This window comes from Roseovarius maritimus (assembly GCF_043355895.2).
GTDB classification, from domain to species: domain Bacteria; phylum Pseudomonadota; class Alphaproteobacteria; order Rhodobacterales; family Rhodobacteraceae; genus Roseovarius; species Roseovarius maritimus.
Window position 1 is genome coordinate 1 of record NZ_JBHFPF020000007.1, and the last position, 20015, is coordinate 20015.

General features: G+C 63.9%; 19 protein-coding genes. 16 read left to right on the forward strand and 3 right to left on the reverse strand.

Going from position 1 to position 20015, the window contains the following annotated elements; all coding sequences use genetic code 11:
• Positions 1-128: 128 nt before the first annotated feature.
• Positions 129-884, reverse strand: a complete 756-nt coding sequence (locus ACEWPM_RS13100; protein WP_393962821.1) for a sulfotransferase-like domain-containing protein — start codon at positions 882-884, stop codon at positions 129-131.
• 327 nt (positions 885-1211) lie between these two features.
• Here ACEWPM_RS13100 and ACEWPM_RS13105 point away from each other — a divergent pair, with 327 nt between their 5' ends.
• From ACEWPM_RS13105 to ACEWPM_RS13115, 3 genes are all read left to right on the forward strand, one after another.
• Entirely contained in the window at positions 1212-2174 is a 963-nt protein-coding gene (locus ACEWPM_RS13105) for an ABC transporter substrate-binding protein (RefSeq protein WP_393962820.1), read from the forward strand.
• Between the two features lie 69 nt (positions 2175-2243).
• Positions 2244-3317, forward strand: coding sequence for a quaternary amine ABC transporter ATP-binding protein (locus tag ACEWPM_RS13110; RefSeq protein WP_393962819.1), 1074 nt, complete (start codon positions 2244-2246; stop codon positions 3315-3317).
• Positions 3314-5383: an ABC transporter permease gene (locus ACEWPM_RS13115; RefSeq protein WP_393962818.1), complete on the forward strand. Its 2070-nt coding sequence runs from the start codon at positions 3314-3316 to the stop codon at positions 5381-5383. The genes ACEWPM_RS13110 and ACEWPM_RS13115 overlap by 4 nt, the downstream gene beginning before the upstream one ends.
• Here the strand turns inward: ACEWPM_RS13115 and ACEWPM_RS13120 are convergent.
• Complete coding sequence (locus ACEWPM_RS13120; RefSeq protein WP_393962817.1) at positions 5380-6324, reverse strand: response regulator transcription factor; 945 nt, start codon at positions 6322-6324, stop codon at positions 5380-5382. The genes ACEWPM_RS13115 and ACEWPM_RS13120 overlap by 4 nt on opposite strands.
• 260 nt (positions 6325-6584) lie before the next feature.
• Between ACEWPM_RS13120 and ACEWPM_RS13125 the strand changes: the two genes are divergently transcribed.
• From ACEWPM_RS13125 to cls, 7 genes are all read left to right on the forward strand, one after another.
• Entirely contained in the window at positions 6585-7565 is a 981-nt protein-coding gene (locus ACEWPM_RS13125) for an NAD(P)-dependent oxidoreductase (protein WP_393962816.1), read from the forward strand.
• A gap of 5 nt (positions 7566-7570) precedes the next feature.
• Entirely contained in the window at positions 7571-8332 is a 762-nt protein-coding gene (locus tag ACEWPM_RS13130) for a class II aldolase and adducin N-terminal domain-containing protein (protein WP_393962815.1), read from the forward strand.
• A gap of 37 nt (positions 8333-8369) precedes the next feature.
• Positions 8370-9518, forward strand: coding sequence for a TauD/TfdA family dioxygenase (locus ACEWPM_RS13135; protein WP_393962814.1), 1149 nt, complete (start codon positions 8370-8372; stop codon positions 9516-9518).
• Positions 9519-9871: 353 nt separating this feature from the next.
• On the forward strand, positions 9872-10753 hold the full coding sequence (locus ACEWPM_RS13140; protein WP_393962813.1) for a LysR substrate-binding domain-containing protein: 882 nt from the start codon (positions 9872-9874) through the stop codon (positions 10751-10753).
• An 87-nt stretch (positions 10754-10840) separates the two neighbouring features.
• On the forward strand, positions 10841-11278 hold the full coding sequence (locus tag ACEWPM_RS13145) for an META domain-containing protein (RefSeq protein ID WP_393962812.1): 438 nt from the start codon (positions 10841-10843) through the stop codon (positions 11276-11278).
• Positions 11279-11419: 141 nt separating this feature from the next.
• On the forward strand, positions 11420-12115 hold the full coding sequence (locus tag ACEWPM_RS13150) for an endonuclease/exonuclease/phosphatase family protein (protein ID WP_393962811.1): 696 nt from the start codon (positions 11420-11422) through the stop codon (positions 12113-12115).
• Entirely contained in the window at positions 12112-13542 is a 1431-nt protein-coding gene (gene cls / locus ACEWPM_RS13155) for a cardiolipin synthase (RefSeq protein WP_393962810.1), read from the forward strand. Before ACEWPM_RS13150 ends, cls begins: the two co-directional genes overlap by 4 nt.
• 3 nt (positions 13543-13545) lie before the next feature.
• Here cls and ACEWPM_RS13160 read toward each other — a convergent pair whose 3' ends face one another.
• Positions 13546-14445 carry a LysR family transcriptional regulator gene (locus tag ACEWPM_RS13160; RefSeq protein WP_393962809.1) on the reverse strand — a complete coding sequence of 300 codons (900 nt, stop codon included), beginning with the start codon at positions 14443-14445 and terminating at the stop codon, positions 13546-13548.
• 121 nt (positions 14446-14566) lie between these two features.
• On the opposite strand from ACEWPM_RS13160, the gene ACEWPM_RS13165 reads away from it, so the two are divergent.
• The 6 genes from ACEWPM_RS13165 to torT all read left to right on the forward strand — a co-directional run bounded on the left by ACEWPM_RS13165 (position 14567) and on the right by torT (position 19971).
• A complete protein-coding gene (locus tag ACEWPM_RS13165) occupies positions 14567-15352 on the forward strand; it encodes a 5-oxoprolinase subunit PxpA (RefSeq protein ID WP_393962808.1) in 786 nt (261 codons plus the stop codon).
• Positions 15353-15372: 20 nt separating this feature from the next.
• Entirely contained in the window at positions 15373-15606 is a 234-nt protein-coding gene (locus ACEWPM_RS13170; RefSeq protein WP_393962807.1) for an acetyl-CoA carboxylase, read from the forward strand.
• A gap of 1 nt (position 15607) precedes the next feature.
• Positions 15608-16990, forward strand: a complete 1383-nt coding sequence (locus tag ACEWPM_RS13175) for an acetyl-CoA carboxylase biotin carboxylase subunit (protein WP_393962806.1) — start codon at positions 15608-15610, stop codon at positions 16988-16990.
• Positions 16987-17862, forward strand: coding sequence for a 5-oxoprolinase subunit B family protein (locus ACEWPM_RS13180; RefSeq protein ID WP_393962805.1), 876 nt, complete (start codon positions 16987-16989; stop codon positions 17860-17862). Before ACEWPM_RS13175 ends, ACEWPM_RS13180 begins: the two co-directional genes overlap by 4 nt.
• The gene (locus ACEWPM_RS13185; RefSeq protein WP_393962804.1) at positions 17852-18823 is read left to right on the forward strand and encodes a 5-oxoprolinase subunit C family protein; all 972 of its coding nucleotides are present in this window, start codon (positions 17852-17854) and stop codon (positions 18821-18823) included. The genes ACEWPM_RS13180 and ACEWPM_RS13185 overlap by 11 nt, the downstream gene beginning before the upstream one ends.
• A gap of 71 nt (positions 18824-18894) precedes the next feature.
• A complete protein-coding gene (gene torT, locus ACEWPM_RS13190; RefSeq protein WP_393962803.1) occupies positions 18895-19971 on the forward strand; it encodes a TMAO reductase system periplasmic protein TorT in 1077 nt (358 codons plus the stop codon).
• Positions 19972-20015 lie beyond the last annotated feature (44 nt).

The following is a 20015-nucleotide window of genomic DNA, read 5'->3' on the forward strand; positions in this document are numbered from 1 at the left end:
TGGCTGACCAGATCCGCCGCCTCCACCTTCAGCTTCTGCGCAGACTCGTGGCTGACGTATAGTTCCGGGATCGGGGTCATCAGGGTGGTGGGCATTTCAGTTTCCTTTAGGCGACTAATGAAGGTGCCTCACACTTGCAGCGCGTGCGCCTTCAGCATTTCATAGTGCGGTAGATGATAATCAAGATACTCCTGCGCGCGGGGCTGTTTCTGCACCAATTCGGCAAACTTGCGCCTCTTCTCGGCGACTTCCGCCTCGCTGATCGGCGCGATGCCGGTCGAGGATGACGCGGTGCCGTGCCACTCTCCGACCTGTTTCCAATCCTCGGGCTGCTCCTCCTGCCAGCTGAACGCATGGTCCGCAGGCGGCAGGCCGATGGCCCGCCAGAGCGCGCTGACGGTGCCCTTGGTATCGCGCCGTACGTCCTCGGCGCAGATGACGGGGGCGGTGATCCCTCGATCCTGCAGCGCCTTGAAATGCTGCGCCTGCGCCTCGAGGCCGATCTCCTCGCAGGTCGCATCGGGGTCAATCTTGAAATAGGACAGGATCGACGCGACGGGATCGCGGATGAGAAAGCAGTTCACCAAGGCGTCGGACAGCGCGGCATCGTCCATGATGCGTGGCATGACGTAATAGCTCATATCCTTGATAAATACCGGGCCCATCGCCGCGCGCTCCAGCAGCATCTTGCGCACGGCCTCATAAGACACCGGGCGGTCCGCTTCGGCCTCGAAATGCGGCATCTTTCGAACCTGTCGGTGCAGGTAATAGTCATACATGAACGGCTCGTGATGGCAGTCCAGATCGCCACGCTCGCGCATCACGCGCTCCATCGCGGTCGACATCGAGCGCGGGTGGGACCAAAGGGCATAAATGGGGTGCATGGGGCCTTCCTTGGCGCGCGGCCTTGGATCATGGGATAGCGCCGCGCTGCTGCCCGGCCCCGTCAGGATAGGCCGGCGAGGCGCCTTGCGTAATGGTGCCTCCAGGCACTATTACGCCGATCGCAGAGCGCGCTAACATCACGGTGACGACACCAATGACAGCGATCGGCGCTGCTGCCCGTTACAATACCCACCCCTGCGCGGTACACTGAGCGGGAGCGGCGCCGCCCCGACAGAGCATGCGGGACGCAGGCCACAGACTATAGAGACCCCAAGGGGCCGAGCACAGGTCCTGACAATCAAGACCGTGACAACAAGGAGACCGACATGAAAGCGATCAAGACACTGACCAGCCTGCTGCTGGCAGGGGCATCCACCATCGGCATGGCCAGCGCCGCCGAAATGGGTGCAACGGACGAGCCGATCAAACTGGCGATCAATGAATGGACCGGCCAGCATATCTCGACGCATGTTGCAGGTACTATCCTCAAGGACATGGGCTATCAGGTGGAATACGTCACCGCCGGCAACTATCCGCAATTCACCGCGCTGGGGGATGGCGATCTCTCGGCCTCACTCGAAGTGTGGCTGAACAATGCGGGCGAGATCTATCCCAAGATGAAGGAGGCCGGCAAAACCGTCGATATCGGCGACCTCGGCCTCGAGACGCGCGAGGGCTGGATGTATCCCAAGCATATGGAAGAGACCTGCCCCGGCCTGCCCGACTGGGCCGCGCTGATGGAGTGCAAAGAGTCGCTGATTACCGCCGAGACTTTCCCGCAGGGGCGCATCCTGTCCTATCCTGCCGATTGGGGCACCCGCTCGGCCGATATCATCGAAGCGCTGGATATCGACTACAAGGCCGTGCCGGCGGGCTCCGAAGGGGCGCTGGTGGCCGAGCTGAAATCGGCGACGGCGCAAAAGACGCCGCTCGTGATGATGTTCTGGTCGCCGCACTGGGTCTTTGCCGAAGTCGAGGCCGGTTGGGTCGAATTGCCCGCGTATGATCCGGCCTGCGAAACCGATCCGGCCTGGGGACCTAACCCCAACGCGACCGGCGATTGCGGCGTCGAGCGGCCCGTGACGATGAAGGTCGCATGGTCAGGCTTCGAGGAGAAATGGCCGGCGGCCTATGCGTTTCTAGAGGCGTTTCAAATGAACACCGCCGATCAGGAAGTCATGATGAAGGCCATCGACCAGGACGGCGAAAAGCTGGAGGACGTGATCAGCGCCTATGTCGAGGCGCAGAAAGAGACGTGGACTCCCTGGGTCGAAGGGGCCAAAGAGTAAGCACAATCAGCGGCCTGCGCCTTGACGCGGGCCGCACCCCACGACCGCTTTTCCCGACCGGAGCATGCAATGCCCAAACGCCAAGGCACCGCGCCATCGACCACTGCCAAGCTTTCGGTGCGCGGCCTCTGGAAGGTCTATGGCGATGATCCCGGCGGCGTCACCTCGGGCGATTTCGAGGCCATGACGCTGGAGCAGCGGATGGCGCATGTGCGCGCCGCTGATCATTTCGTTGCCGCAGGCAATGTCAGTTTCGACGTGGCCAAGGGCGAGATCTTTGTCATCATGGGCCTCTCCGGCTCGGGCAAGTCGACGGTGCTGCGCTGTATCTCGCGGCTGATCGAGCCGACGCTGGGCGAGGTTTTCCTTGACGGAACGGACTTGCTGAAGGCCAGCAAGCGCGAGTTGACTGAGCTGCGCCGCCGCAAGATGGGCATGGTGTTTCAAGATTTCGGGCTGCTGCCACACCTGGATGTAGTTCAGAACGTTGCCTTCCCGCTCAAGGCGCAGCGCCAGCCGCGCGAGACGCGCCGTGCCCATGCCCGCAAGATGATCGAACTGGTCGGCCTCAAGGGCAAGGAAAGCGCCTATCCGCACGAGCTGTCGGGCGGTCAGCAACAGCGCGTCGGCATCGCCCGCAGCCTTGCCGCTGACCCAGAACTCTGGCTGCTCGACGAGCCGTTCTCGGCGCTTGATCCGCTGATCCGCAGCCAGATGCAGGACGAATTCCTGCGCCTGCAGAAACAGCTGTCGAAAACCATCGTTTTCGTGACCCATGATTTCCTCGAGGCGCTCAAGCTGGCTGACCGGATCTGCATCATGAAGGACGGTCAGATCGTGCAGATCGGCACTCCCGCCGAGATCGTCCTGAAACCGGCGAATGCCTATGTACGCGATTTCATAGGGGACGTGCCCCTGGCCAACGTCCTGTGCGCCGAGGACGTGATGGGCCCCAGCCATAATGATGGCAAAGACCACCCGCAGGTGCCGCGCCGCGCCAATCTGAACGAGGCGATCAAGCTCTTTGACGACGATACCGTCACGGTGGACGTGACCGGAGATGACGGGCAGGTCATCGGTGCGCTGCACCCGCTGACAGTGATCCGCTCGCTCTATCACGACGACGCCGTCGCAGATATATGAGCCGCGCCGCCACCCGTATCCTGCGCTCGTCCATCGCCGCCTGGCCCTGGCTGGCTCTGATCGCGGCGACGGCCCTCCTGGTTCTTTTGCGGCAGGACGTCCCGCTGGTACTGGAATATCCCGCAGGCTGGACCGTGCCGCTGGAGGACTGGACCAACGCCGCCGCCGACTGGTTCGTTGCGCAGGCGCAGCCGTTCTTTCGCGCCATTTCGCACGGATTGGGCGCGGCCTTCACTCTGGTGCAACGCCTGCTGACCGAGATGCCGTGGCTGAGCGTCTGCGCCGTCGTGGCGTTGGCGGCCTGGCAGGGCGGCGGCCCGAGGCTGGCCATAATCGCGGCGCTGGGGCTGCTTTATATCCTGATTTCGGGCTATTGGATCGAGGCAATGAACACGCTGTCGCTGGTCTTTGTCGCCCTGCCACTGGCCGTGGGTCTGGGTTTCGCCTTCGGATATCTGGGGTATCGCTCGCACCGCTCGCACTTTGCGATCATGCCCACGCTCGACCTGATGCAGACGGTCCCGGCCTTCGCCTATCTCATACCCATCCTGCTGCTTTTCGGCTTTGGCCCCGTCGTTGGGCTGGTGGCCAGCGTCATCTTTGCGGCGCCGCCGATGGTGCGCAACACGGTGCTGGGGTTCCAGTCCATCCCGCCCGCAATCGTCGAGAGCGCGCGCATGTCCGGCTGCACCGGCTGGCAGAGGTTCCTCTGGGCCGAGCTGCCCAGCGCTTGGCGCCAGATCCTGATCGGCGTGAACCAGACCACGATGGCGACGCTGTCGATGGTCATCATCGCGGCCATCATCGGCGGATTCGAGGATATCGGCTGGGAGGTGCTGTCGTCGATGCGCAAGGCCCAGTTCGGCCAGAGCCTGATGTCCGGCCTCGTCATCGTCGTCATGGCAATCCTTCTGGACCGGATTACCGCCGCCTATGCCGCGCGCGCCCTGCCGATGGCCAGTTTCGTCGGCCTGCGCAGGCTGCACTTCTTCGGCGCCCTCGCGGCCGCCATCGCGCTGAGCCTTGCCGCCGCCTATGTCCTGCCGGGCCTCTGGCGCTGGCCTGAATGGGCCGTCTGGTCGCCCGCGCAAACGATCAACAGCGCGGTTGAGGGCTTCCTGGTGCGCTATGGCGGCGCGATGTCGGCTTTCAAGAATGGCGCGCTTTACTATGTGCTGCTGCCGGTCAAGATCGGGCTCGAGCGCGCCATCGTGCCATTCACTTGGGGCGTCAGTTTCGCCCCCGCCGCCAAGGCCGCCTATTGGGCCGCCGCGGCGCTCCTCTGCCTTGCCGGCTTTGCTACCGTTGCGTGGCGGGGCGGAGTTGCCGCGGTCGTCATGGCGGCCTTTCTCTATTTCGGAGCGACGGGGCTGCCCTGGCTGTCAGTGCTGGGCTTTGCCACGCTGCTGGCATGGCAGCTGGGCGGTTGGCGGCTGGCGGCCTTCGTGGGCGGGGCAACCGCGTTCCTGCTGGTCAACGGCATCTGGCCGCAGGCGATGCTGTCGGTCTATCTCTGCTCGGTCGCCGTGCTGATCTGCATCGTTCTGGGCGGACTGATCGGCGTCTGGGGTGCCACGTCCGACATCGTGTCGCGCGTGATCCGGCCCGTGAACGACATGCTGCAGACCCTGCCGCAATTCGTGCTGCTGATCCCAGCCCTGATGCTCTTCCAGGTGGGCGATTTCACCGCCCTGCTGGCCATCGTCGCCTATGCCATCGTGCCGATGATCCGCTATACCGAGTTTGGCCTCCGCTCGGTCTCGACCACGCTGATCGAGGCGGGCGTGTCCAGCGGATGCTCGCCCTGGCAGCTTTTCTGGCAGGTGCGCCTGCCGCAGGCGATGCCGCAGATCCTGGTCGGGCTGAACCAGACGGTGCTCTATGCGCTGGGGATGCTGGTGATCGCGGCGCTGGTCGGCACGACCGGGCTGGGACAGCTGATCTTTCTGGCGCTGGGGCGCGCCGATGCGGGGGCGGGGCTGGTCGCGGGGCTGGGCATGGCGCTGCTTGCAATGATCGTGGACCGTATCCTGCAGGCGGTGATGCGGCGGCGGCGGGCGCCCTAGCCCGCGTCGGTGGACATCGCGGCGATATACATCGCCAGCAGATCGCGCTCCGAGCTGATGTCGAGCTTGGCGTAGATCCGGCGCTTGTGGTTCTTGACGTTGCCCACCGACAGGCCCAGCGCCGCCGCGATCCCCGCATTCGCCTCGCCCCTCAACGCCGCCGCGACGATATCGCGCTCGCGCGGTGTCAGGCCCAGCTGCGCCACCCAACCCGCCAGCGATGCGCCCGGCGCTACCCCCTGCCGCAGCGGCGTTGCGCGGTAGGTTTCGGGCGCCTGTGCCGGCACCGCGCCCGCGACCTCGACCAGCGCCAGATCGGGGCGCTGCTGCGCGCTCCATTCATTGGTGTACCAGATCGTCGCGCCGCTACCCGAGGTCGCGCGCGCCGGATTGCCCAGCGAGGGCGAGCCATCGCGCGCTGCGCCCTCCTGCCCCAGAAGCGTGCGGATATGCAGCCGGTAGAGCGCCGCCGCCGCATCGAAAACCTCACGCACCGCCTGCACATCGCCGAGCGAAAAGAGCCGCTCCCGCCGGTTGTAGAAAAACGCGACCGAGTCGCGCGCCACGGCGGGCATGAAAACACCGATCTCGTCGCACACACCGATCTGGGGCAGGAAAACCTCGGTATATCTGCGGTATCGCTTGCGCGAGAATGCGATGTCCTGCAGCCAGACAACCCCTGGCGCCTCGGCGCTGCGCCAATGCTCGATATAGGGATCCGCATCAACGAATTGCGACAGGTAAAGCTCGGCCATATGCGAGGGGAAGGTGTAGGAGTGGACCAGGAAGCGCGGCTTTTCATGCACCGAATAGCGCGCCATCGTGATGAAATCATAGCTGAGCACGCAGCCGATCGCATCGGCCAGCTGCTTTTCAAAGCGGGTGGTGCCGACCGCATCCATCGCGGCAGGCAGGGCATCCAGAAAACCGGCATCGGGCATTGGCGGGCGTCTCGCAAGTAACAGGCAGCGCCAGCATAGCCCGCGCCGCGTGCAGGTGCCGCAATATTATGCAGAGCGCCCCCAAAAACGGCGCCGCCGCAACAGTGCGAAACCGCGCAAAGGGCCGCAGCATAACGAAGAAAGGCTCTCCCTCAAAATATCCGCCCCCAATGGGTAAAAACCCATTGCTTTACGTTGGTTTCGAGTTGCTTCACGGTCGCGCGCAGAACGCAATCGCTCATGCGGAAGGGCACACGCACATGAAAATCGGATTTATCGGCCTCGGCAATGTCGGCGGCAAGCTGGCGGGCAGCCTGCTGCGCAACGGCCATGACCTCATGGTGCACGATCTGGACCCCGAGTTGGTGGCAAAGTTCATCGCAATGGGCGCCAAGGCAGCGGCCAGCCCGCTGGCGATGATGGAGGAATGCGAAGGCGTCATCACCTGCCTGCCCTCGCCCGCCGCCTGCACCGCCGTGGTCGAGCAGATGCTGCCCGCCATCGACAGCAGCAAGATCTGGATGGAGATGTCGACCACCGATGGCGGCGAGATGAAGCGCCTTGCCGCACTGGTCATCGAGCGCGGCGGCGCGGCGATGGAATGCCCCGTCTCGGGTGGGTGCCACCGCGCGGATACCGGCAACATCTCGATCTTCGCAGGTTGCGACCGCGCCACGTTCGACCGGATGCTGCCCGTCCTGACCACGCTGGGCCGCCGCGTGCTGCATACCGGCGAGATCGGGACCGCCTCGGTGCTAAAAGTGATGACCAACTATCTGGCCACCGCCAACCTGCTGACCTGCTGCGAGGCGCTGGTGACGATGAAGGCACAGGGCATCGACATGAACACCACCTATGAGGCGATGAAGATCTCCTCGGGCACGTCCTTTGTGCACGAGACCGAAAGCCAGTTGATCCTGAATGGCTCGCGCGACGTCTCGTTCACCATGGACCTCGTGAAAAAGGATATCGGCCTCTTTCAGAAGCTGGCCGAGGACGCGGGCATTCCGCTGGAGATCAGCCCCCTGTTGGTCGACATCTTCAACGATGGCATCGCCCGCTATGGCCCGCGCGAGTTATCGCCCAACATCATCCGCCGCCTTGAGGACGCCACCGGCCTCAGCATCACCGCGCCTGGCTTTCCGGACCACCTGGTCGATGACGAACCCGAGGAGCCCGGCTATGAGGTCATCCCGACAGGCCTCACGCACCCCGCGGCGGCCAAACCAGCAGCGGAGTAAGCACAATGCAGAACCCGAACCCCACCCCCGCCGCCAATCTCAGCCACTGGGCCGAGCGCGCCGATCTGGCGGCCGCGTTTCGCTGGGCCGCGCGCCTTGGCATGCACGAGGCCGTGGCCAATCATTTCAGCCTTGCTGTCAACGATGCCGGCACCGAATTCCTGATCAACCCGAACCAGCGGCATTTCTCGCGCATCAAGGCGTCTGACCTTCTGCATCTCGATGCCAATGACCCCTCCGCGCTGGAGGCGCCCGACGCGCCCGATCCCACCGCCTGGGGCCTGCATGCGGCGATCCACCGGACCTGCCCTCATGCACGCTGCGTGATGCATGCGCATTCTATCTGGGCAACGGTTCTGGCCTGCCTTGCGGACAGCACCCTGCCGCCGATCGACCAGAACACGGCGACCTTCTACAACCGCACTGTGATCGATGACGCCTTTGGCGGTCTGGCCTTCGAGGAAGAGGGCCTGCGCTGCGCCTCGATGCTGTCAGACCCGTCCAAGAAGGTGATGATCATGGGCAATCACGGCGTTCTGGTGATCGGCAGCGATGTCGCCGACACCTGGAACCGCCTCTACTACTTCGAGCGCGCGGCCGAGACCTACATCCGCGCCCTGCAAACCGGTCTGCCCCTGCGGGTGCTTTCAGACGAGATCGCCGAGAAGACGGCGCAAGAGCTGGAAGACTACCCCGGTCAGGCCGACGCGCACCTGTCGGAGCTGCGCGCGATCCTCGATGCCGAGGGCGACAGCTATGCCAGCTAAACCCTGAACCTTCCCGCCTAAAAACAGGATGACAGATATGAGCGATACAACCTTTGATCTTCGCGACAAGGGCATGACCATCGGCTTGCCCGGCGGCGACACCTATTTCAACTACTACTGGCTGCGCGACGCCTGCGTGTCCTGCATTGACCCGCAAACGCGCGAGCGGATCTTCGACGCATCCGAGCTGGCCGGGCCCCCGCGCGCCAGCTCGGCCATGATCGAGGATGACATGCTGGTCATCGGCTGGCAGGACGAGGCGCAGGCCTCGCGCGTGCCGCTGGCGCTGCTGCAGCAGGTGGCCGCCAATGGCCGCGCCGCTGATCCCGCCGAGCTGCCGCGCACGCTGTGGTATGGCGACTACCTGCCGTCGATCACCCGCGTCGCGCAGGATGACGTGGTGGACAGCGACGAAGGCCGCGCCCGCCTGACCCGCGCCCTGATCGAGGATGGCATCGCGATCGTGACGGACATGGAGAAAAGCACCGAGAGCCTGCCGCGCCTTGTCAACGCCGTCGGCCCCATCACGCCGTCGGCTGAGGGTCTCTTCTTTGACGTGCGGGTCGAGATCGAACCGACGAACCTGGCCTTCACCGCCGGCCCGCTGGAGATGCATACCGATCTGCCGGGCGAAGAGACCGCACCGGGCGTACAATTCCTGCACTGCCTTGAGAACACCGTCGAGGGCGGCCTATCGCTGTTCCTGGATGGCGCCGCCGTGGCCGAGGCGCTGCGCGCCGAAGACCCGGAGGCCTTCGCGCTGCTGGCCGGGCACGAGATCCCGTTCTTCTACCGCCACGAGAACTGGGATTACCGCGCCCATCAGCGCGTGATCGAGCTGGATGCAGACGGCAAGGTAACGGGCGTGACCATCTCGCAGCACCTGCAGGACAACATGGATCTGCCGCAGGACCTGCTGGACGACTATTACCCGGCCTTCATCAAGTTCATCCGCATGATGCAGGAGGATCGCTTTACCATGCGCTTCCGCTCGGAGGCCGGGAATTGCGTGGTGTTCGACAACCACCGCATCGTGCATGGGCGCGAGGGCTATGTCGCCGAGAGCGGCAGCCGCCATCTGCGCGGCTGCTACACGGATCGCGGCGCGGTGCGCAGCACCTACCGCGTCATGGCGCGCAAGGGCCATTCGCAGGATGAAGAGACGCCCCAGCGGGCTCGCGCCTGACGGGCAGCCCCACTGTCACTATCAAAACGGCGCGGCGTTTTTCGCGCCGTTTTCTTTTGTCCGGCATGCCTTGACTTCAAGACAGCGCTCCGCTCAGGCGGGCCCGGCCCGTAGGCGTGGCGACGCCGATGAAAACGCGCTAAGGCTAGCCACACGCATAACGGCATCTCCAAATGCAGGGACCGGCATCGCAATTTTTCGCCCGGTGGGATCAGAGCGAACAGAAATCGCAGCGGCAGCGCTGCAACCAATGGCTTTGGCCGCTATGCCCGGCCATTAATTCGCTCCGGGCGCGTAGCCGCCCCCCCCCGGCGGATCACGGCCATCATCGCGCTCAAATGAAGGGACATTTCATGCGCCGACTGCCTCATGTCACCTGGCTGCGCGCGTTCGAGGCGGCGGCGCGGCACAGCTCTTTCACCTCGGCGGCGGAAGAACTGAACTTTACCCCCGCCGCCGTCAGCCAGCAGATACGCCTGTTGGAGCAGCATTTGGGCGTGCAACTGTTCAAGCGGCTTGCCAAGGGGGTAGAGTTGACCGATATGGGTCAGGCCTATGCGCTGCCAATCCGCAAGTCGTTCCAGGCGATGCAAACGGCGACCGATGGCCTCTTTCGCCATCAGCGCGGGTCGCTGATCCGGGTGCGCTCTTCCATCTCGTTCGCCGCCCTCATTCTGGCGCCGCGACTGAACGAATTTCGCGAATTGCACCCGGATATAGAAATCGAGCTTTCCACCACCGTCTGGGCCGACCGGATGAATGACGCGAGCATCGATCTGGATATCCGGTACGGCGACGGAAACTGGCCCGAGCAGAACATACATCCGCTGGCGCTTGCGCCTGCCACGATCGTCTGCCACCCCGACTACGCGCGCCACATCGCTGGTGCGCCCCCGGAAGAAACGCTGCCCGGTGCCGATATCGTGCAGGTCGTCGGCTCAGAGACCGACTGGGACCGCTGGTTCGAGCGAAACGGCTATGATCGACCCGCTCCCACCCATTGGATGAGGGCCGATTCGTCGCTGATTGCGCTTCAGATCCTCTCAGCCGGACATGGCTGCGCCATCATCAGTCGCAGCTTCGCCCGGCATGCCTTGGACAGCGGCGCATTGGTGGCGCCCTTTACCGGCGAGATGCCGATGCAAGAAAGGTTTTCAGCCGTAGAGCGAAACCATATCGACAGCCGCGACGATGTGTTGAAGATTATCGACTGGTTGAATGCCACCCCGCTCTAGCACCCAGCCGCCCGGCGCACGGACTTGATCCTGTCCGCGACGGTGCACAGGTAGAAGTGATCCGTTTATCCGTCAGAAAGTACGCCCATGAAACGCATCATCCTTGGCTTCATCATCCTCGCGGCTACCGGCATCGCCGCCATTTCCGCGCTCGTGGCCCAGGACCGCGACAGTCCGGCCCTGACCGGCGGCCCGTGGGGCATTGAGTATATCGGCGATCGCGGCGTGATCGACCGCTCGCCCGCGACGCTGTCCTTTCAGCCGGATGGCGCGCTTGCGGGCAATGCCAGCTGCAATCGCCTCGTCGGCGAATATACCGCCGGGCCGGGTGGCGCGATGGAGTTGTCGCCCACGGCCACAACGCGGATGGCCTGCCTGCCCGCTCTGATGGAGCAGGAGCAACGGCTGCTGGCGCTTTTACCCGAAATCACGCGCTACGAAATCGACCGGACCGGCGCGCTGGTTCTGACGGCGCCGGACGGCCAAACGATCCGCGCGCATCGGCGCAAGGATGGCGCGCAATAAGGGCGGCCCCGGCCTTTCCTTTTGCCGCGCGGCGCGGCATCCTTGCCGGGCATCATACCCCGGCAGGAGGCCCCCAAGAATGAGCGACCCGGCCCCCGGCGCACTTCCGAAATTCATTGCGCGCGGCGCGCGGCGCCGCTGATGCGCATTGCCAGCTACAATATCCGCAAGGCCGTGGGCCTCGACTGGCGGCGGGACGGCGACCGCATCGCACGCGTGCTGCAAGAGATCGGGGCCGATGTCGTCATCCTGCAGGAGGCGGACAAGCGTGTCGGCAAGCGCGCGGGGGTTCTTCCGCTGGACATGCTGCGTGAAAAACTGGGCTATCGGCTGGTCGATCTCTCTGTGCGCCCGGCCAGTCATGGCTGGCATGGCAACCTGATCCTCTATCGCGACCAATCTCTGGTGCTGACCGATTCCACCCGGATCGAGCTGCCCTCGCTGGAGCCGCGCGGCGCGGTCTCGGCACTGTTCGGCGCGCCCCGAATCGAGGTGATCGGCGTGCATCTGGCGCTGGCGCGGCGGGTGCGGGCGGGGCAACTGTCGGCGTTGGGGCGGCACATGAAAAATGCCGACCACCCCGTGCTGCTCGCCGGGGATTTCAACGCATGGCGGCACGATCCGGCCATCGCAGGCCTTCTGGGCGGCAGTTGCCGCATGATCCTTCCCGGCAACAGCTTTCACGCGTCCCGGCCCACGGCGCCGCTGGACCGCTTCGTGCTGCGCGGCGATCTGCAGGAGGTGTCTGCGCATGTTCACGTCTCGGATCTGGCGGCCCGCGCCTCGGATCACCTGCCCGTAGTCATAGACCTCGAAATGCCAAAGGATGCCGGATGAGTATCGCCCTTGCCGCCCACATTCTGATGGTGCTGTCGCTGTCGGTGCGGCTGATGCTGCGCGATGACCTGTCGCCGCCCGCGCGCCTGGCCTGGATCATCGTGCTCATCGTCCTGCCGATCTTTGGCAGCATCGTCTATTTCCTCTTTGGCGAAAACAATCTGGGCCGCCGCGCCCACGAGATGCAGCGTAGCATCCGCGAGCAGCTTCATGGCGTTGCGCGCGCGCTGATAGGCGAAACCTCGGCGCTTGACACCGAAATCAAGGCGCAGTTCCGGCCCGTTTTCAGCTATGCGGCCTCGATCAACGGCTTTCAGCCCGTTCCCGGCAATGCCGCCGAGTTGATGGAGGATGCCACCCATACGCGCGTCCGGATGATTGCCGATATCGACGCCGCGACCGATCATGTGCACGCGCTCTATTACATCTGGCTGGAGGACGGCACCGGCATTGAACTGGCCGAGGCGTTGATCCGCGCCACCCGGCGCGGTGTCACTTGCCGCGCGATGGCCGATGGTCTGGGCTCGCGCGCGCTGATCCGCTCGACCCTGTGGATACGTATGCGCGAGGCGGGCGTACACCTGGCCGTGGCGATGCCGCTGACTCGGCCCATCCGCACGATCCTGACCAGCCGCCTCGACATGCGCAACCACCGCAAGATCACGGTGATCGACGGGGCCGTTACCTATTGCGGCAGCCGCAATTCGGCAGATCCCGAGTTTCTGCCCAAGGCGAAATACGGCCCCTGGGTGGATATCATGCTGCGCCTCACAGGGCCGGTCGTGGCGCAAAATCAGCTTCTCTTTGCCAGCGACTGGATGCGCGCAACGGGCGAGCCACCCGAGGCGCTGGCCCATTCCTGCCCGCCTGTCCCCGGCGGCTTCGCCGCGCAGGCGATGGGCCACGGGCCGACCGAGCGGCGCAGCTCCACACCGCAGCTTTTTGCGACGGCGATGGGATGTGCGCGCGACCGGCTGGTGATCTCGACACCCTATTTCGTGCCCGATGCCACCGTGCTTGAGGCGCTGTGCGCCGCCGCGCACAGGGGTATTGCCGTGACGCTGATCATGCCGCACAAGAATGACAGCCTGATCGTCGCCGCCGCCAGCCACAGCTACTACCGCCGTCTGCTCGAGGCGGGCTGCATCATTCACGAATACACGGGCGGCCTTCTACACGCCAAGACGCTGACCATCGATGGCACGGCCTGCCTCATCGGCTCGTCCAATATCGACCTGCGCAGTTTCGATCTGAATTTCGAGAACAACATCCTGCTTCAGGACACCGGGATCGCGCAGGCGGTCGAGGCGCGACAGGGCGATTATATCGCCGGATCTGTGCAGATCACACTCAGCGATGTCGACGCCTGGCCCTATTACCGGCGCATCTGGAACAACGCGGTGGCGACGGTCGGCCCGATCCTTTGATGGCTACCCGGCATAGGGCGAATTGAACGCCTGCCGGAAATAGGCGTGTATCAGGTCCATCTGCGGGGTGAATACCGCGCCGCGCCGCCATGCCAGACCCACATCCATCGTCGGCACCTGTCCGGCGGGCATGACCGTCGCGATACGCTTGCCCTCCAGCGACCAGGGCCGGTAGACCATGTCGCTGAGGATCGTGATCCCCTGCCCGTTGGCCACCATCGAGCGGACGGCCTCGATCGACATGGTGCGCAGGCGCACGCGCGGCTCGCGGGTCTGGGCGCTCCAGTATTTCATTGCGGTATTCGCGGCCTCGTCGACGGTCAACAGGATGTAATCCTCGTCCGCGATCTCATCGAAGGTGATGTTGCGCCGCTGCGCGAATGGGTGCCCACTGGCGCACCATACCCGCCGGGCCGAGCGCAGCAGCGTCTCGCTCTCCAGTCCCGGATTGGTGATGTTCGACGTCAGAAGAACCGCGACGTCAAAGCGGCCCGACAGCAGCCCCTCCTCGATGCTGTCGCGATTCAGCTCGTGCAGCTCGATGTTCAGGTTGGGGTGCAGGCGGCGCAGACGGTCGAGGTGAAAGGGCAGAAAATAGCCGATCACCGTATAGCTGGCGGCGATGCGGATGGTGCCCGAGGCGTCGGTGTCGCGGTGGCGCAGGTTCTGCGCTTCGTCGATCTTGCCAAGGATCGCATAGGCCGAGGCCAAGAGCTCGCGCCCCGCATCGGTCAGGTCCATCCCGTGCCGCGTCCGCAGGAAAAGAGTCGCGCCAAGAGACGTTTCAAGATCGCGGATCGCCGTTGTCACCGAGCTTTGGGAGATCGACAAGGCCGAGGCCGCCCGGCTGACCTGCGCCGTCTCGGCCGTGGCGACAAAGTATTTGAGTTGCCTTAAATTCATACGATGCCTCGCAAATTCGGATTATCGGATTATCCGATATTAGTTGCGCAATTTTTTGTAATTTACAAACACTCAATCGAGGCGCAGGCTCTGCACAACAATAGTTTCGGGGGGATACGGTATGCGCAAGATTGTGGATCTCAACTGTGACATGGGCGAAGGCTTTGGCCATTGGAGCTATGGCGACGCCCCTGACGAGGCGCTGATGGCCGTCATCAGCTCGGCAAATGTCGCCACCGGGTTTCATGCGGGCGATCCCAATTCGATGAACCGCGTCGCAGCCTTGGCCAAGGCGCATGGCGTCGGTCTGGGCGCGCATCCGGCCTACAAGGATCTTCAGGGCTTTGGCCGGCGCAAGATCGACGCCGCCGATGACGAGCTGGTTAACGACATCCTCTACCAGATCGGCGCACTGCGCGAATTCGGCCGCCGCCACGAAGTGCCTTTGCAGCATGTGAAACCGCATGGCGCGCTCTACATGGAGGCCGCGCGCAACGAGGATCTGTCGCGTCACCTGGTCGAGACGCTGCAGGCGACCGCGCCCGATCTGATCCTTTTCTGCATGGGCGCTGCACTCACCTATGAGGTGGCCAAACGGCATTCGCACCCGGTGGTGCGCGAGTTCTATTCGGACCGCGACTATGGCGATGACGGCATGATCATCTTTACGCGCAAGGGCGCAGCGGCCGACCCGGAGGCGATTGCCGCCAAGTGCCTGCGCGCCTGCAAGGAAGGCAAGGTCGAGACCGAGAGCGGCAAGGATATCGACGTCGCCTTCGAGTCCATCTGCGTGCATTCCGACACGCCCGGCGCGGTCGAGATTCTCAAGGCGATCCGCAAGACCCTGACCGAAAACGGTATCATCATCGCACCCGCGCGCGACGTGCTGGCGCATGACGCCAGCTGAACACTTACAGGAGACACCCCATGGCTGACATTCAATCCCCCGTCCCCGGCACCTTCTACCACAAGCCATCGCCCGATGACGCGCCCTTCAAATCGACGGGCGATGCGGTCAAGAGCGGCGAGACGATCGGACTTGTCGAAGTGATGAAATCCTTTATCGAGGTGCAGGCCGAAGAGGATGGCACCTTTGGCGGTTATTCAGCGGAGAACGAGGCGGCCGTCTCGGCGGGCGACGTTCTGGCGACACTGAAGTAAGATGAGCATTCAACGCCTTTTCATCGCGAATCGGGGCGAGATCGCCGTGCGCATCGTGCGCGCCGCGCAGAGCCTTGGCATCCACACGATCCAGGCCCATTCCGAGGCGGATGCCGAGATGCTGGCCGTGCGCATGGCCGATGAGGCGGTGTGCATCGGCCCGGCGCAGGCCTCCAAATCCTATCTGGATGTGGATGCCGTGGTGAAGGCGGCCAAGGACGCCGGCGCGGATGCGGTGCATCCCGGCTATGGCTTTCTGGCCGAAAGTCCCCGCTTTGCCCGCGCGGTGGTTGACGCGGGCATGATATTCGTTGGCCCCTCGGCAGACACGATCCAGAGCATGGGCGACAAGGTGTCGGCGCGGCAAGTGGCCGAGACAGCAGGCGTGCCCGTGGTGCCCGGATCGGACGGGCGCGTCGATGACATGGATGCAGCCGCCGAGATCGCCGAGCGCATCGGCTATCCGGTGATGATCAAGGCCAGCGCGGGCGGCGGCGGGCGCGGTATCCGCATCGCGGACACGCCCGAAGACCTGGCCAAACTTGCCCCGCGAGCCCGGCAGGAGGCTGAGGCCTCCTTTGGCGATGGTGGTATCTATATCGAGAAGGTCATTGAGCAGCCGCGCCATATCGAGGTGCAGATCCTCGGCGATGGCAAACGCGCGGTGCATTGCTTCGAGCGCGAATGCTCGCTCCAGCGCCGCCGCCAGAAAGTGTGGGAGGAGGCCCCCGCCTTCGGCTTGCCCGAGGCCACGCGCACCGCGATGTGCGACGCCGCCGTCGATCTGGCCGAGGCGGTTGAATATTGCGGCGCGGGAACGGTCGAGTATCTCTATGACGTGCGCGCCGACAAGTTCTACTTCATAGAGATGAACACGCGCATTCAGGTGGAGCACCCTGTGACCGAGATGATCACCGGCCTCGATCTGGTCGCGCTGATGATCCGCGTCTGTGGCGGCGAAGAGCTGCCCGTCACGCAAGACGAAATCGCGCTGAACGGCCACGCAATCGAGGTGCGCCTCAATGCCGAGGACCCGCTCAAGAAATTCATGCCTTTCCCCGGCGTGGTCGGCAGCCTTGATCTGGCGGACGACAAGGACGGCATCCGCGTCGATCACTTCCTCTACGAGGGCTACCAGATTCCGCCATTCTACGACTCGCTCATCGGCAAGCTGATCGTGCACGCGGATACCCGCGAGGCCGCGATCGACAAGATGGCGAGCGCGCTGGACGCAGTAAAGATCGACGGGCTCAAGACCACCATCCCGCTGCACAAGGCGCTGGCAACATCGCCAGATGTGCGCGCAGGCCGCATCCATACTCAATGGCTCGAGCCGTGGCTGGACGCGGACAATCTCACCAACGAGACAGGAGGAGCATCGTGAAGACACGGTATTCATACGGCGGAGACGAGCATATCTTCGTCGAGATGGACGAGGAGATGTCGCTGGACGCGTTCTTCAAATCCCTCGCCATGAGCAACGCGGCGCGCGAGGCCGATATCGACGGCGTGCGCGAAATCTGTCCGGCCAACGCCTCCTTTCAGGTGCGCTATGATCCCGATGTGATCGCGCCCGAAGACATGATGGCCAAGCTGAAAGAGCTGGAGAAGAAGGCCGAGAATGCGGAAAAGCGGCTGGAGACGCGCATCGTCGAGGTGCCGGTCTTCTACCAGGATCCCTGGACACATGACTGCGTGATGCGCTTTCGCGAGCGCCATCAGGACCCGTCGGGCACCGATCTGGATTATGCCGCCCGCATCAACGGCTATGATAGCGTCGAGGCGTTCATCGAGGCGCATCATAGCGCGCCGTGGTTCGTGTCGATGGTCGGCTTCGTGTCGGGCCTGCCATTCCTCTACCAGCTGGTCGAGCGCGACAAGCAGATCGAGGTGCCCAAATATCTCAAGCCGCGCACCGACACGCCGAAACAGACGGTCGGTTATGGCGGCTGCTTCTCCTGCGTCTATTCGGTGCGCGGCGCGGGCGGCTACCAGATGTTCGGCATTACGCCCATGACCATCTTCGATGCGGATCAGGAGGTCAGCTATCTCAAGGACTTCATGGTCTTTTTCAAGCCGGGCGATATCGTCAAATGGAAGCCGATCGACCGCGAAGAATATGACCGCATCCTCAAGGCGGTCGAGGACGGCACTTACCAGCCGCGCATCGCCAACGTGACCTTCGATCTGGAGGATTTCAACGCGAATATGGAAGGCACCAACGCCAAGCTGATGGAGGCTCTCAATGACGTTTGAAGTTGTCAAACCCGGCCTTTTGACCACCATTCAGGATCTGGGGCGTCCGGGCTATTTTCACCTCGGCATTCCCGAGGGCGGCGCGATGGACCGCGCGGCAATGCGCATCGCCAACATGCTGGTCGGCAACCCCGAGGATGCCGCCGGATTGGAAGCGGTCTTCATGGGACCTCAACTTACCTTCAACGACGATGCACTGGTCGCTATCGGCGGCGCGGAAATGCCCGTTTATGTGGATGGTGAAGAGCGCAAATGCTGGTCGTCCTTCCCGGTCAAGGCCGGGCAGACGCTTAAATTCGGATTCCTGAAAACCGGCGCGCGCATCTATATCGCCATCGCTGGCGGCATCGATACGCCCCCGGCGCTTGGCAGCCGCTCGACCTATCCGATCGGTGCATTGGGTGGCTTTGAGGGCCGCGCCTTGGCGGCTGGTGATGTTGTCCCCGTGGGCAAGGCCAGCGCAAATGCCAAGGAGCGTACGCTGGATCATTCCTTGCTGGCCGAATTGCCCAAGCCTGTGGAGTTGCGCGTTTTGCCGGGCCTTTACTGGCACCGACTGACGGAGGGCTCGCAAAAGCAGTTCTTTGCGGATGAATGGAAGGTCGCGCCCGAGGCGGACCGCATGGGATACCGCTTTCGCGGCGGCAAGCCGATGGAGTTCGTCGAGCGCGAGCAGCCCTTTGGCGCAGGCTCGGACCCATCGAACATCGTCGATGGCTGCTACAGCTACGGCTCGATCCAGATCCCCGGCGGGACGGAGCCCATCGTGCTGCACCGCGACGCGGTGTCGGGTGGCGGTTACTTCACCGTCGGCGCGATCATCTCGGCCGATATGGACCTGATCGGGCAGCTTCAGCCCAACACGCCGGTCAAGTTCGTCGAGGTCGATATGGAGACCGCGCTGGAGGCGCGCCACGCGCGCACCGCCCGGCTGGAGAAGATCCGCAGCGCCCTGAACTAGGCGCGCGCGGCAAAATAATCAACGAGGCGGGCATCACGCCCGCCCGCACATACCAAAGGGAGTAACGATCAATGACAAAGACACTGACAAAACTCACCCTCGGCACGGCACTTGCCGCGCTGATGCCGGTGGCTGCCGTCGCGCAGGAAGCGTGGTTCCCCTACGAGGCCGAGCAAACCGAACCGGCCTTTGCTACCGATGGCGAGCGCACGCCGGTCACCTACGAGGCGCTGGATAAGGCCGAAAAGGCCTGGAACATTTGCGCCGCCCTGCCGCACATGAAGGACGCCTATTGGCTGGGCGTCGATTATGGCCTCGTCGAGGAGGCGCGCCGCCTTGGCGTCAAGCTGAACGTGACCGAGGCGGGCGGCTATACCGAACTGGCGAACCAGATCAGCCAGATCGAGGATTGCGTCGCGGGCGGCGCGGATGCCGTCATCATCGGCGCGATTTCCTATGATGGCCTCAATTCGGTCATCTCGGAGGTCGCGGACCAGGGCATTCCGGTGATCGACGTCATCAACGGCGTCTCGTCGCCAGATATCGCCGGCAAGGCGCTGGTGTCGTTCCAGACGATGGGCAGTGAAATCGGCAATTACCTGGCCGAGCAGCATCCCGCCGGCAGTGATGAAGTCACCGTTGGCTGGTTCCCCGGCCCGGCGGGCGCCGGTTGGGTCGAGGCCGCGAATACGGGCTTCATGCAGGCGGTCGAAGGCTCTGCGGTTAGCGTGCTCGAGCCGCGCTATGGCGATACCGGCAAGGAGGCGCAACTGAAGCTGGTCGAGGACGTTCTGCAGGCCAACCCCGAGGTTGACTATATCGCGGGCACCGCCGTGACCGCCGAGGCGGCGCAGGGTCTCATCCGCGAGCGCGGTCTGATGGGCGAGACGGGTATCCTGGCCTTCTACCTGACGCCCGGCGTCTGGACCGGGATCGAGCGGGGCTTCATCACCGCGGCACCTGCCGACTCGATGGTCATCCAGGCGCGCATGGCGGTCGATCAGGCCGTCCGCATCCTGGAAGGCAAGGACGTGATCCAGCATGTCGGCCCCAAGATCTTTGTCATCAATCAGGACAATATTGCGGACACCGACCGCAGCACCGTTCTGCCGCCCGAAAATTTCTCGCCGGTCTTTTCGATCGAGTAATACGTGTTTCCGGGCGGCCCTGCGCCGCCCGGCGCTCCCTTTCG

Bases quoted from the DNA above. Each gene is read 5' to 3' on its own strand.
- ACEWPM_RS13110 (WP_393962819.1), top strand. From the start codon at position 2,244: ATGCCCAAACGCCAAGGCACCGCGCCATCGACCACTGCCAAGCTTTCG.
- ACEWPM_RS13100 (WP_393962821.1), bottom strand. From the start codon at position 884: ATGCACCCCATTTATGCCCTTTGGTCCCACCCGCGCTCGATGTCGACC.
- ACEWPM_RS13150 (WP_393962811.1), top strand. From the start codon at position 11,420: ATGCGCATTGCCAGCTACAATATCCGCAAGGCCGTGGGCCTCGACTGG.
- ACEWPM_RS13165 (WP_393962808.1), top strand. From the start codon at position 14,567: ATGCGCAAGATTGTGGATCTCAACTGTGACATGGGCGAAGGCTTTGGC.
- ACEWPM_RS13185 (WP_393962804.1), top strand. From the start codon at position 17,852: ATGACGTTTGAAGTTGTCAAACCCGGCCTTTTGACCACCATTCAGGAT.
- cls (WP_393962810.1), top strand. From the start codon at position 12,112: ATGAGTATCGCCCTTGCCGCCCACATTCTGATGGTGCTGTCGCTGTCG.
- ACEWPM_RS13135 (WP_393962814.1), top strand. From the start codon at position 8,370: ATGAGCGATACAACCTTTGATCTTCGCGACAAGGGCATGACCATCGGC.
- ACEWPM_RS13115 (WP_393962818.1), top strand. From the start codon at position 3,314: ATGAGCCGCGCCGCCACCCGTATCCTGCGCTCGTCCATCGCCGCCTGG.
- ACEWPM_RS13105 (WP_393962820.1), top strand. From the start codon at position 1,212: ATGAAAGCGATCAAGACACTGACCAGCCTGCTGCTGGCAGGGGCATCC.
- ACEWPM_RS13130 (WP_393962815.1), top strand. From the start codon at position 7,571: ATGCAGAACCCGAACCCCACCCCCGCCGCCAATCTCAGCCACTGGGCC.
- ACEWPM_RS13170 (WP_393962807.1), top strand. From the start codon at position 15,373: ATGGCTGACATTCAATCCCCCGTCCCCGGCACCTTCTACCACAAGCCA.
- ACEWPM_RS13160 (WP_393962809.1), bottom strand. From the start codon at position 14,445: ATGAATTTAAGGCAACTCAAATACTTTGTCGCCACGGCCGAGACGGCG.
- ACEWPM_RS13140 (WP_393962813.1), top strand. From the start codon at position 9,872: ATGCGCCGACTGCCTCATGTCACCTGGCTGCGCGCGTTCGAGGCGGCG.
- ACEWPM_RS13120 (WP_393962817.1), bottom strand. From the start codon at position 6,324: ATGCCCGATGCCGGTTTTCTGGATGCCCTGCCTGCCGCGATGGATGCG.
- ACEWPM_RS13175 (WP_393962806.1), top strand. From the start codon at position 15,608: ATGAGCATTCAACGCCTTTTCATCGCGAATCGGGGCGAGATCGCCGTG.
- ACEWPM_RS13145 (WP_393962812.1), top strand. From the start codon at position 10,841: ATGAAACGCATCATCCTTGGCTTCATCATCCTCGCGGCTACCGGCATC.
- ACEWPM_RS13125 (WP_393962816.1), top strand. From the start codon at position 6,585: ATGAAAATCGGATTTATCGGCCTCGGCAATGTCGGCGGCAAGCTGGCG.
- torT (WP_393962803.1), top strand. From the start codon at position 18,895: ATGACAAAGACACTGACAAAACTCACCCTCGGCACGGCACTTGCCGCG.